We start from the raw sequence: 11,581 nt of genomic DNA on the forward strand, positions 1-11,581 counted from the left end.
GCGACCCACCACTGGCGAGCCCCGGGTGCCAGGGCCTCGGCGAGTAGTGCCGCCGCCGTGACCACCGACCCGTCGAGGATGCAGGGGGTCTTGCGGACCGCGGCCTGGGCGAGGAATCCCGCCATGGCGGCGAGGTCGGCGCCCGCGACCCGGCGGAGCATGCCCACCGGGTCGCGGAGGTCACCGGAGGCCCGGAACATCGCGTCACGGATCGCCGCGGTCTTGCGCATCCATCCGCCGTCGTCGATCCCGGTGCCACGGCCGACCAATTCGACCGGCTCGCGACCGGTGACGAGGCAGGTGATCACCGTCGCCGGCGTGGTGTTGCCGATGCCGAGGTCGCCCGCGATGAGCAGATCCGCACCCGAGTCGACCTCCTCGTCGGCGATCCTGCGGCCGGCCGCGACCGCGGCCCGGACCTCGTCGTGGCTCAGCGCGTCCTCACGATCGATCGACCCGCTGGAGCGTCGGATCTTGTGGTCGTCCAACCCTCCGGGGCGTTCCGCGGCCATGGACATGTCGGCCACCCGGACCGTCGCCCGCGCCGCGCGGGCGAGAACGGACACGGCCGCACCACCGCCCACGATGTTGTCGGCCATCTGCAGGGTGACCTCCTGCGGGAAGGCGGAGACCCCGTTCGTGGCCACACCGTGGTCGCCGGCGAACACCACGACCCGCGCTCGGTCGAGAGGACGGGGCGGGCAGGTCTCCTGGCACGCCGAGATCCACACCCCGATCTCCTCGAGCCGACCGAGCGAGCCCGACGGCTTGGTCAGCTCCAGCTGCCGGGCTCGGGCCTCGTCGGCCACGGTGTAAGAGGGCGGGTGGACCGGGGGGAAAGTCACGGGGTCGTCGTAGTACTCGACGTCCCCGAGACCGGGGAAGTCCTCGGGCCCCGGCGCGACCGCCACCGCGACCACCTTCTCGACCCCGGGCCGGGTCTCCGGAGCGGGTGGCGGCTCGATCGCTCGCTGCGCGGCGGGGACCGCGGTGTCAGAGAGTGTCAGGACCCGCCCGGCGACGACGAGGACGGCCGAGTCGCACACGTCGGCCAGCCGCCGGTTGAGCCCACCGAGCAGATCCGAGAAGAGGCGCCCGGAGAGCGAGTCGGGCACGACCCCGAGGCCGACCTCGGGGGACACGAGGATCAGCGAACCGGTGTGGGCGGTGACCGCCGAGACCAACGAGTCGACCTCACCGGCCACGGCCGCCCCGCCGTCGGACCATCCGAGGGTGGCGTCCATCCTGCGGGTCAGCCAGCCTCCGAGGTCGTCGACGAGGACCGTGTCGTCGGGGTGATCGGCGAGTACCCGTGTGATCTCGTCGGTCTCCTCGGTGGACCACTCGGCCGGCCTCCGGTCCTTGTGCACGGCGATCCGGGCGGTCATCTCCGCGTCGTCGTGGTCCGATCGCGCGGTGGCGACGTACACCACGTTCCCGCCGGTGGCCACGGCCACCGATTCGGCGTGGGCGGACTTGCCCGAGCGGGTGCCGCCGAGGACGAGCAGGCGCATGGCGTTCGGGGCCTTTCCGTGGATCGTCGGTCAGGTCGGCTGTCGGTGGGATCAGCCGTCCGTCAGGTCAGCAGTAGGTCAGATGGAGTCGCCGGGACGGACCCTCGGGCGTGGGGTGCGGAGCATCCGCGGCTGGGTCGCCCGCATCACCGCGTACCACCCCATGCCGAATCCGGTGTCCTCGGTGCCCGGGAACCGCTCGCGGACGACACTGTTGACCTTGCGCCCGAGCAGGATGCCGTCCACCACCACGACCACGATGAGGATGAGGAACAGGTTCTGGCTGTAGAACATCAAGGCGGGGTTGGGGATCAGCTGGAAGATGATCACGAACAGCGCGAGCGGCATGAAGAAGTTGATCAGGCGCCGGTGGGTGTCCACCCAGTCGCGGGCGAAGCGACGGACCTCGCCGCGGTCGCGCGAGAGGACGTAACGGTCGTCGCCGGCCATCATGAGCTGACGGCGCTCCTCACGGGCGGCCCGCTCCTCGGCCTTGGAGGCTCTGCGCTCGTCTTTGGACATGTTCGCCCGGGCGGCCTTCCGCCGCTCCTTGGCCTCCTTGCGGGTGACGGGCGCCGTGACGGGCCCGGTCCGCAGACCTCGCGCGCGCTCCTGGTCCCTCCGCCTGGGGGTGGGCTTGCCCTTGCCCGCGGGTCGCCGGGCGTCCCCTGCCGGAGCCGCGGAATCAGCCCCAGCACCGGCCGCAGCCGCTCCGGGGGAGGACTCCGGCCCGGAGTCGGAACCCGTCGAGCCCTTGCCGGGGTCGTCTTTACTGGAGCCGAATGCACGCAACTTCACGCACCCAGGCTAGGCGATCGTGCCGCACCGAGGTTACTCACCCGCCGCTCCCTGCAGGCGTATCGTGTCAGTCGACGCGGCGTCCGGGGAATAGAGAGCTCCCCGGTGGACGTTGCACCACCGTAGGACGCCACCGAAGACCCTCTCGGATCGCAAGGAGAACCGACATGACCACTGCGGAGAACACCGCCACGGAGACCACCGCCACCGGTGTGCTGCTCACCGACGCCGCCGCCTCGAAGGCCAAGGCGCTCCTCGACCAGGAAGGCCGCGACGATCTGGCGCTGCGCATCGCCGTCCAGCCCGGTGGTTGTGCCGGCCTGCGCTACCAGCTCTTCTTCGACGACCGCTCGCTCGACGGCGACGTCGTGGACGACTTCGGCGGCATCAAGCTCGCCGTCGACCGGATGAGCGTCCCCTACCTGACGGGTGCGTCGATCGACTTCGTCGACACCATCGAGAAGCAGGGCTTCACCATCGACAACCCCCAGGCCACCGGCTCGTGTGCCTGCGGAGACTCGTTCAACTGAGTTCACCAGGGTAGTTCCCGGGGCGAGCCCGGGGCACCGACGACCCGGACCGACAGCGTGTCGGCCCGGGTCGTCTACTGTCTGGAGCATGTCAGTAGTCATCACCGGTTCCATCGCCACCGACCACCTCATGACCTTCTCGGGTCGGTTCTCCGAGCAACTCCTGCCGGAGCAGCTCGCCCACGTGTCGCTGAGCTTCCTGGTGGACTCCCTCCAGATCCGCCGCGGCGGAGTGGGTGGCAACATCGCGTTCGCGCTCGGCGTGCTCGGCCGTCGTCCCCATCTGGTGGGGGCCGCCGGTGAGGACTTCGCCGAGTACCGCGACTGGTTGGAGAGGCACGGCGTCGACACCTCGGCGGTCCACATCAGCTCCGCCCTGCACACCGCGCGGTTCGTGTGCACCACCGACTCGGGCATGGCCCAGCTGGCGTCGTTCTATCCGGGAGCGATGGGGGAGGCGGCCACCATCTCGCTGGCCCGCCTGGTCGACCGCATCGGCCGGCCCGAGATCGTCCTCATCGGCGCCAACGACCCGACCGCGATGAACTCGCACACGGCGGAGTGCCGCGAGCTCGGACTCGACTTCGCCGCAGACCCCTCCCAGCAGCTGGCGTTCCTCGACGGTGAGGCGGCCGCAGCGCTGGTCGACGGCGCCCGGTACCTGTTCACCAACGAGTACGAGTACGAACTGCTGCTGAACAAGACCGGGTGGACGGCCGGGGAACTGGACGACAAGGTCGGCACCCGCATCACCACCCGCGGCGGCAAGAGCGTGATCATCGTGGAGAAGGGCGCCGAGCCCCTCGAGGTGGGCATCGTGCCCTCTGACAACTTGCTCGACCCCACGGGCGTCGGCGACGCGTTCCGCGCCGGCTTCCTCACCGGGGTCGTCGACGGCCTCTCGCTGGAGCGTTCAGCCCAGTTCGGTGCTCTCATCGCCACCCACGTGCTGGAGACGACCGGCACGCAGGAGTGGAGCATCGACCCGGCGGCCGCGCGCCGGCGTCTCGCCGCGGCCTACGGGGACGAGGCCGCGGAGGAGCTCGCGGTGCTCCTCCCGGCGTGACCCGCCTGAGGACCTGAGAGACCCGGCCCGCCCGGCTAGATGTGATGTCCAGGGAGGTTGTCCCGACTCGCGATGGTGAGTTCGGCTGACAGGTGAAGGCCTCCGGTTGTGAAGTGGAGCTGTCTAGTTCTTCGCTTCATCAACCAGGAGGCCTTCGTGTCCCACGCTAACGCGACCCTGACCCCACGTACCCGTTTGCGGCTGGCAAGACTCATCGTCGACAACGACTGGACCTATGCCTCTGCGGCCAAGATGTTCATGGTCGCGCCCCGAACCGCCAAGAAGTGGGCCGACCGCTACCGCGCCCAGGGCCCGGCCGGCATGACCGATCGCAGCTCACGGCCCCGCACGAGCCCGAACCGTACCGGTGCGGTGATGGTCCGCACGATCGTGCGATTGCGGTGGCGCCACCGGCTCGGGCCGGTCCAGATCGCAGGCCGATTGGGCATCGCCGCCTCCACCGTGCACGCCGTCCTCGTGCGCTGCCGGATCAACCGACTCTCGCGCATCGACCGGGTCACCGGTGAACCACTGCGCCGCTACGAACACCCCCGGCCCGGCTCACTACTGCACGTCGATGTGACCAAGTTCGGCAACATCCCCGACGGCGGCGGGCACCGCTTCGTCGGCAGAGCCCAAGGCCAACTCAACGGCCGCGCCACCGCCCGTCGAACCGGCGAACGCGGACACCAGTCGCGGCCGCGGATCGGCACGGCCTACGTGCACACGGTCATCGATGACCACTCCCGGGTGGCCTACGCCGAGATCCATGCCGACGAGAAGGCCCCCACCGCGACCGGAGTGCTCACACGAGCCGTGGCCTGGTTCGCCGACCGTGGCGTCACCGTCGAGCGGGTCCTGTCCGACAACGGTTCGGCCTACAGATCCCACGCTTGGCGCGACACCTGCACCGACCTGGCAATCGCGCACAAGCGAACCCGCCCGTACCGCCCACAGACCAACGGCAAAATCGAGCGCTTCCACCGCACCCTGGGCGACGGATGGGCCTACGCCCGGTTCTACGACTCAACCGACGCCCGCAACGAGCGACTTCCGCAATGGTTGCACTTCTACAATCATCATCGCGCCCACTCCGCCCTCGGAGGCCAGCCACCAATCACCCGACTGACCAACCTCCCTGGACATCACAGCTAGAGGCGGACGGGGTAGTCCCGTTGTTCGATGTCGGGGACGATGCGCCCCTCGACGAAGATGCCGTGCCAGATCATGAAGCACAGCATGGTCCAGATCCGGCGGCTGTGGTCGGACTCGCCACGGCGGTGCTCGTCGAGCATCCGCAGGACGGCGGCCTTGTCCACGAACTCGTCGGTGCCCGAGGCCAGGACCTGCCCGCGAGCCCAGTCGTGGAGCTCGGGTCCGGCCAGCCAGTGCCGGGTCGGAACCGGGAAGCCGAGCTTCTTCCGGTGCAGGACGTGCGCGGGGACGATCCGTTCGAGGGCCTGACGGAGCGCGTACTTGGTGGTCCCGTGCGCCACCTTCTCCGTGTACGGCAGGCGCGAGGCCACCTCGTAGACCTCTCTGTCGAGGAACGGCACGCGCAGCTCGAGCGAGTTGGCCATGGTCATCCGGTCGGCCTTGACCAGGATGTCGCCGCGCAGCCACGTGAACAGGTCCAGGTGCTGCATGCGGGCGACGGGGTCCCAGCCGCGCGAACGCTCGTAGATGGGGCCCGTGACGTCCTGGTGGCCCCATTCGGCCCGGTAGTCGGTGAGGACCGAGCGGACCTGGTCTTCCGAGAACGAGCGCGCGTTGCCGTAGTAGCGGTCCTCGAGGGTCATGGATCCCCGGTGCAACAGGCTCTTGCCGCGGGTGCCCTCGGGGATCCGCGTGCTCACCCGCCCGAGGGCCCGGCGAAGGCCGCCCGGGACCTTCTCGAACGGCGCCAGGGACAGTGGCTCCTTGTAGATGGTGTACCCGCCGAAGAGTTCATCGGCCCCCTCGCCGGACAGCACCACCTTGACGTGCTTGCGGGCCTCTCGGGCGACGAAGTACAGCGGCACCAGCGCCGGATCGGCGACCGGTTCGTCGAGGTACCAGATGATCTCCGGGATCGCGGCGGCGAACTCCTCCGGTGAGACCACCTTGACGATGTGCTCCACACCGATCGCCGCCGCGGACTCCGCGGCCACGTCCACTTCGGAATAACCCTCCCGCTCGAAGCCGGTGGTGAAGGTGAGGAGGTTCTCGTTGTGACGCCGCGCAAGGGCGGCGATGGCGGTCGAGTCGATGCCGCCGGACAGGAAGGACCCCACGGTGACGTCGGCCCGCATGTGCTTGGCGACGGAGTCCTCCAGAGCCACCGCGATCTTCTCGTAGCGGCGCTCGGCGTCACCGTCGGCGATGGGTGCCACGGGGAACGTCGGCTCGAAGTACCGCTCGATCACGGGGACGGTGCCGGGGGAGACGGTGGCGTGGCATCCGGACTCCAGCCGCCGGACACCGCGCGTCAGCGTCTCGTCCTCCGGGACGTACTGGAGGGTGACGTAGTGCTGCAGGGCGCGGGCGTCGAGAGACGTGTCGACGTCCAGCACCCCCGCGAGCTCGGTGATCGACTTCTTCTCACTCGCGAACGCGGTGCCCCCGGGCCCGCTGGCCATGTAGAGCGGTTTGATGCCAAAGGGGTCGCGCGCGACGAAGAGCGTGCGCTCGACGGTGTCCCAGATCGCGAAGGCGAACATCCCGCGGAGTCGGCGGACCGCCGCGGGGCCCCAGTGGTGGAAGGCGACGATGATCGGCTCGCCGTCACCCTCGGTGCGGAACTCGGCGTCGAACTCCGCCCGGAGCTCCGCACGGAGTTCGACATAGTTGTAGATCTCGCCGTTGAAGGTCAGGACGTAGCGATCGGGGCTCTCGGGAGGTCCCCAGCGCAGCGGTTGGTGTGAATGGGCGATGTCGATGATCGACAGTCGGTTGAAGCCGAACGCCAGGTCGTCGTCGACCCAGGTCCCCACTTCGTCCGGGCCACGGTGCCGCTGGCACCCCATCGCGTCCAGGACCCTCGACTCGTGGGTGCGGGCGGAGCCGTCGGGGGTGAGCAGACCAAGCAGGCCACACATTCGTCGGGTACCTCGTCGATCGTCGTCGGGGGTGGGGCAGATCCCGCGTCCGCGGGCCACGATGGACTCGAATACTACTGGTCCCGGGGTTCGGGCCCACGGCACCGGAGGGTGGAGGGGTGGGATGGGTGAAATGCCGGGACCCGCGGCCTCCAAACTGAGAGCCGTGGTCTACGATTCCTAAGTGTCCCGGCCACGTGGTCGGTGCCGCTGATCAGGAAGGCGTGATGGTGGAACAGCGTGACGGGCGTCGTCGGACGCGCAGGGCTGCACTCGCGGTGTCGCTCGCCACAGTGGGCTTGGTGTTGTCCGGTTGCAGCCTCCACACCGACAACAAGTGGTGGAACCAGACCGTGAACTTCGGGTTCCCGAACGGGATCACGCCCGAGGGCATCGCGATCAGGGAGTTCTGGACGGGCACCGTCATCACGTCTCTGATCGTCGGGTTCTTCGTGTGGGGCCTGATCTTCTGGACGATGGCCTTCCACCGCAAGAGGAAGAACGACGACGGCGAGTTCCCGCGTCAGACCGCCTACAACGTCCCGCTCGAGTTGGTCTACACCGCCGTGCCGTTCGTGATCATCTCGGTGCTCTTCTACTTCACCGTCATCACGCAGAACAAGGTCCTCGACCTCCGTCCGGAGGAGGAGGTCGGCGTCAAGGTGGACGTCACCGCCTTCCAGTGGAACTGGAAGTTCGGGTACAACAAGGTCGATGTCGCCGGCGTGTCCATCGAGGACGGCACCAACGAGGAGGCCCAGCGTGCTGCCGAGGAGGCCGGCGTTCTCTCCGAAGAGGAGCGCATGGCCCGCGGTCATCACGGTGAGCCCGCCGCAGGCGGTCCGATCCACGGTCGCCTGGCGGAGGACAAGTCGTACCTGCACTTCAACGACATCGAGACCGTCGGAACCTCGGAAGAGGTCCCGGTGCTCGTCCTCCCGACGGGAACCCGTATCGAGTTCCGCCTCGCTGCTGCCGACGTGATCCACTCGTTCTGGATTCCCGAGTTCATCTACAAGCTCGACGTCATGCCGCACCCGGGCCAGAACCAGCAGCTGAGCATGTTCCAGATCGCCGAGATCGAGCGTGAGGGTGCGTTCGTCGGTCGATGCGCCGAGATGTGCGGCGCGTACCACGCGATGATGAACTTCGAACTCAGGGCGGTCTCGCCGGAGGCCTTCGCGGAGTACATCCAGTTCCGCCAGGACAACCCGATCGCGTCCAACGCCGAGGCGCTCGCGGCGATCGGTGAGGCGCCCTATTCCACCTCCACGGCACCGTTCAAGACCGGCCGCAGCGATACCCGCGACCAGAACAACATCATCGAGAACGCATCCGCTAACTGACGTCTCTCCCGGTATCACGCGAAGGGCTCCTGCACGATGAACGCAACAGTAAGAATCTTCGACGGACTGGTGGTCTTCCTCGCCATCCTGGCTGTCGCGTACACCTACCTCACGGGCACCTCGCGTACCGGTATCGAATGGGTGGGCGCGACCGCGCTCGTGCTCTCCGCCGGACTGTGTCTGTTGATCGGCGGGTACCTCCGGTTCGTGGCGCGACGCATCAGCACGCTCCCCGAGGACTACGAAGAGGCGGAGATCTCGGACGGCGCCGGCGAACTCGGATTCTTCAGCCCGCACAGCTTCTGGCCGTTCTTCGTCGCGGCCTCGGTCATGATCACCGGCTTCGGCGCGGCGTTCTGGAACTGGTGGGTGCTGCTCGCCGGTGCGACCGCGTTGATCATCACCGCTTGTGCCCTGGTGTTCGAGTACCACTGGGGTCGCGAGAAGCACTGATCCGACGTCGGCCGCCAACCGGTCAGAGGCCCCCACCGCGGTCGCGGTGGGGGCCTCGTCGTCCCGGTGGGTGCCTTCGCGTCAGGAGCTACAGACCCATGTCCTTGGCGATGATGGTCTTCATGACCTCGTTGGTCCCGCCGTAGATCCGGTTGACCCGGTTGTCGGTGTACAGGCGTGCGATCGGATACTCGTTGATGAACCCGTAGCCTCCGTGCAGCTGGAGGCAACGGTCGATGACCTCGGCCGCGATCTCGGTGCAGAACAGCTTGGCCGATGCGGCCTCGGCCGCGGTGAGCTCTCCCTCGTCGAGCGCCTCGAGCGCCCGGTCGGCGACGGCCTGCGCGGCGTCGACCTTGGCCTGGCATGCGGCCAGCTCGAACTTGGTGTTCTGGAACGAGGCGACCTCCTTGCCGAAGACCGTGCGCTGCTGGGTGTACTCCTTTGCGAAGCGGACCGCGGCAGCGGCCTGGGCGTACGCCCCGTAGGCGATTCCCCAGCGCTCGGACGGCAGGTTCTGCCCGAGGTAGTAGAAGCCACGGTTCTCCTCGCCGAGCAGATCCTCCACAGGGACCTTGACGTCGCTGAAGGCCAGTTCTGCGGTGTCGGAGGTCCTCAGGCCGACCTTGTCCAGCTTGCGTCCCACGGAGTAACCCTCGAGCGAGGTGTCGACGGCCAGGAGAGAGATCCCGAAGCGACGGTCGTCCTCCCGGGGGGGAGCGGTCCGGGCGCAGACGATCACGCGGTCGGCGTGGACACCTCCGGTGATGAAGGTCTTGGCGCCGTTGAGTACGTAGTGCGTGCCGTCCTCGGAGAGCTTCGCGGTGCTCTTCATGCCCGCGAGATCCGAGCCGGTCCCCGGTTCGGTCATGGCCAGGGCCCACATCTCCTCACCGGAGACGAACTTGGGCAGATACCGCTGCTTCTGCTCGTCGGTCGCCAGTGCCTTGATGTAGGGCAGGCCCAGCAGGACGTGAACGCCCGACCCGCCGAAGTTCACGCCGGCGCGGGCGGTCTCCTCGGACTGGATGGCCTCGAACTTGTGCGAGTTGATCCCGGCTCCGCCGTACTCCTCGTCGACGTTGATGCCGAAGACGCCGAGGTCGGCGAGCTTGTAGTAGAACTCACGCGGCACCATGCCCGCGTCGAACCACTCCTGGAAGTGCGGGGACACCTCCGCTTCGATGAAGGCGCGAATTGTCTGGCGGAAGGCCTCGTGGTCTTCGTTGAACACTGTGCGGCGCAAGGGTGTGCCTTTCCATTGGACGACCCGCCATGAGAGGGGGACGGGCCGATGAGGTGAATGTCTCCTACCGAACCTGATCGTACAAGGCCGTGGACGGCGGCACGGCGAGGGTTACCCGCTGGTAGCTTCACGGCGCCGGGGAGGTGCCGCCCGGGCGTGGCCGGAAGCCGAGTGCGTCCCCGGCGACGATGCGGATGGGTCCACGTAGATCGGTGCCGGAGACGACCTCGCCCCGCTGGGTCACGGCGACCACGCCGTCCGCGCGCAGGTCCAGAGCGACCTCTCGCGCCGTCCCCATGAGTTCTCGCCAGTCGTCGCCGCCGACGGCGCGGGCGGCGTCGCTGGGACAGATCGAGCTCTCGCCCCGGGAGCGCAGAAGTGTCCGGATCGTCGCGGCCAACCGGTCCCGCGTGCCCTGCTCGGTGGGCTCCCACCAGGGGTCGCCCCGCTCGCCCAGGGCTACCTTGGCATCCTGCACCATCACCCGGGCGGCGTCGCCGTCGGACTTCACGAGTCGGCGGCCGGTCATGAGCGCGGAGACCAACTCTGTCCTCAGCGCGTCCGGGATCGAGGGATCGGTGGCCCGCCACCGTCGTCCCTTGACCACGATATAGCGGCCGTCATCGGTGTGGTCGACCTGGTTGTCCGTCACACCGCGATCATGCCCGCCCGTCGTCGGGGTGTCACGGGTCCGGTCGTTCGCCGCGCGGGCGGGGTCGTCGCGCTATCGTAGAACGTGTTCTAGAAATGCCGATCGCCGGTCGGAGGTCCCGGTGACGACGAGACGAGGAGAGCCCGTGGCGGAGCAGGACAGTACGGTCGAGACGGAGTTCGATGTCGTCGTGGTGGGTTCGGGCGTCGCGGCCCTCTTCGGGGCGGCCGTGGCGGCCTCCCGCGGCATGGCGACGTGCCTGGTCGAGAAGACGGATCGTTTCGGCGGGACGTCCGCGTACTCCGGAGGCGCGGTGTGGTTGCCCGGCAACCGGGTGCTCGCGCGCGACGGGGTGGAGGACTCGGTGGAGGCGGGCCGGACCTACTTCCGCGCCGTGGTGGGCGACCGGACCGCCCCGGACCTCCAGGACGCGTACCTCAACACCGGCCCGATGGTCGTCGACCATCTGTTGGACTCTCTGGAAATCCCCATGCGGTTCCAGGCGTTCCCGGACTACTTCGACGCACCCGGTCGCCAGCAGATGGGCCGGAGCATCTACCCCAAGCCGATCCCCGTCGACGAGCTCGGCGGGCGCGCCGGTGACATCCGCGTCTCGGTCCCGTCGGACCAGTTCGGTATCCCGGAGCACCCCACCAGAGTGGAGGGTGGCCGCGCCTGGGTGGCCCGGCTCGTCCTGGCGCTGGACGACATGGAGGCCGCGGAGCTCCGGCTGTCGACGGCGGCAGAGCATCTCCTCCGCGACGACGAGGGGCGGGTCGTGGGGGTCGAGGTGCGCGACGGCTCGGGGTCGCGGTCGATCGGGGCACGGCGCGGTGTACTCGTGGCCGCCGGCGGCTTCGAGCGGTCGACGGAGCTGCGACGTCGGTGGCAGCGGATGC

At 68.6% G+C, this 11,581-nt stretch carries 11 protein-coding genes; 6 read left to right on the plus strand and 5 right to left on the minus strand.

The window, feature by feature from the left end; all coding sequences use genetic code 11:
- Positions 1-1,514, minus strand: a 1,514-nt coding sequence (locus tag G6026_RS09010) for a bifunctional adenosylcobinamide kinase/adenosylcobinamide-phosphate guanylyltransferase (protein WP_182612963.1), incomplete at its 3' end; no start/stop codon positions are given.
- A 78-nt stretch (positions 1,515-1,592) separates the two neighbouring features.
- Positions 1,593-2,312, minus strand: coding sequence for a DUF3043 domain-containing protein (locus tag G6026_RS09015; protein ID WP_182612964.1), 720 nt, complete (start codon positions 2,310-2,312; stop codon positions 1,593-1,595).
- A 167-nt stretch (positions 2,313-2,479) separates the two neighbouring features.
- Between G6026_RS09015 and G6026_RS09020 the strand changes: the two genes are divergently transcribed.
- From G6026_RS09020 to G6026_RS09030, 3 genes are all read left to right on the plus strand, one after another.
- A complete protein-coding gene (locus G6026_RS09020; RefSeq protein WP_107756186.1) occupies positions 2,480-2,842 on the plus strand; it encodes an iron-sulfur cluster assembly accessory protein in 363 nt (120 codons plus the stop codon).
- An 88-nt stretch (positions 2,843-2,930) separates the two neighbouring features.
- A complete protein-coding gene (locus tag G6026_RS09025; protein ID WP_182612965.1) occupies positions 2,931-3,908 on the plus strand; it encodes a carbohydrate kinase family protein in 978 nt (325 codons plus the stop codon).
- A gap of 156 nt (positions 3,909-4,064) precedes the next feature.
- Positions 4,065-5,063, plus strand: coding sequence for an IS481 family transposase (locus tag G6026_RS09030; RefSeq protein WP_182612966.1), 999 nt, complete (start codon positions 4,065-4,067; stop codon positions 5,061-5,063).
- Here G6026_RS09030 and asnB read toward each other — a convergent pair.
- Positions 5,060-6,985 (minus strand): asparagine synthase (glutamine-hydrolyzing), encoded by a 1,926-nt coding sequence (gene asnB / locus G6026_RS09035; RefSeq protein ID WP_182612967.1) that lies wholly within the window; start codon positions 6,983-6,985, stop codon positions 5,060-5,062. The genes G6026_RS09030 and asnB overlap by 4 nt on opposite strands.
- Before the next feature lie 227 nt (positions 6,986-7,212).
- On the opposite strand from asnB, the gene G6026_RS09040 reads away from it, so the two are divergent.
- Together G6026_RS09040 and G6026_RS09045 are read left to right on the plus strand one after the other, a co-directional pair.
- Complete coding sequence (locus G6026_RS09040) at positions 7,213-8,331, plus strand: cytochrome c oxidase subunit II (RefSeq protein WP_107756189.1); 1,119 nt, start codon at positions 7,213-7,215, stop codon at positions 8,329-8,331.
- A gap of 36 nt (positions 8,332-8,367) precedes the next feature.
- A complete protein-coding gene (locus tag G6026_RS09045) occupies positions 8,368-8,784 on the plus strand; it encodes a cytochrome c oxidase subunit 4 (protein ID WP_107756190.1) in 417 nt (138 codons plus the stop codon).
- 88 nt (positions 8,785-8,872) lie between these two features.
- Here G6026_RS09045 and G6026_RS09050 read toward each other — a convergent pair whose 3' ends face one another.
- Positions 8,873-10,030, minus strand: coding sequence for an acyl-CoA dehydrogenase family protein (locus G6026_RS09050; RefSeq protein ID WP_107756191.1), 1,158 nt, complete (start codon positions 10,028-10,030; stop codon positions 8,873-8,875).
- A 127-nt stretch (positions 10,031-10,157) separates the two neighbouring features.
- The gene (locus G6026_RS16955) at positions 10,158-10,682 is read right to left on the minus strand and encodes a DUF3253 domain-containing protein (protein WP_107756192.1); all 525 of its coding nucleotides are present in this window, start codon (positions 10,680-10,682) and stop codon (positions 10,158-10,160) included.
- 145 nt (positions 10,683-10,827) lie between these two features.
- On the opposite strand from G6026_RS16955, the gene G6026_RS17235 reads away from it, so the two are divergent.
- On the plus strand, positions 10,828-11,581 hold a 754-nt coding region (locus G6026_RS17235; RefSeq protein WP_347238084.1), incomplete at its 3' end, for an FAD-dependent oxidoreductase.

The organism is Dietzia sp. DQ11-38-2 (genome assembly GCF_014145055.1).
GTDB lineage: Bacteria > Actinomycetota > Actinomycetes > Mycobacteriales > Mycobacteriaceae > Dietzia.

What these genes read in the sequence shown, in the direction of transcription:
- G6026_RS09020 (WP_107756186.1), top strand. Translation starts at nt 2,480, where the DNA reads ATGACCACTGCGGAGAACACCGCCACGGAGACCACCGCCACCGGTGTG.
- G6026_RS09025 (WP_182612965.1), top strand. Translation starts at nt 2,931, where the DNA reads ATGTCAGTAGTCATCACCGGTTCCATCGCCACCGACCACCTCATGACC.
- asnB (WP_182612967.1), bottom strand. Translation starts at nt 6,985, where the DNA reads ATGTGTGGCCTGCTTGGTCTGCTCACCCCCGACGGCTCCGCCCGCACC.
- G6026_RS09040 (WP_107756189.1), top strand. Translation starts at nt 7,213, where the DNA reads ATGGTGGAACAGCGTGACGGGCGTCGTCGGACGCGCAGGGCTGCACTC.
- G6026_RS09045 (WP_107756190.1), top strand. Translation starts at nt 8,368, where the DNA reads ATGAACGCAACAGTAAGAATCTTCGACGGACTGGTGGTCTTCCTCGCC.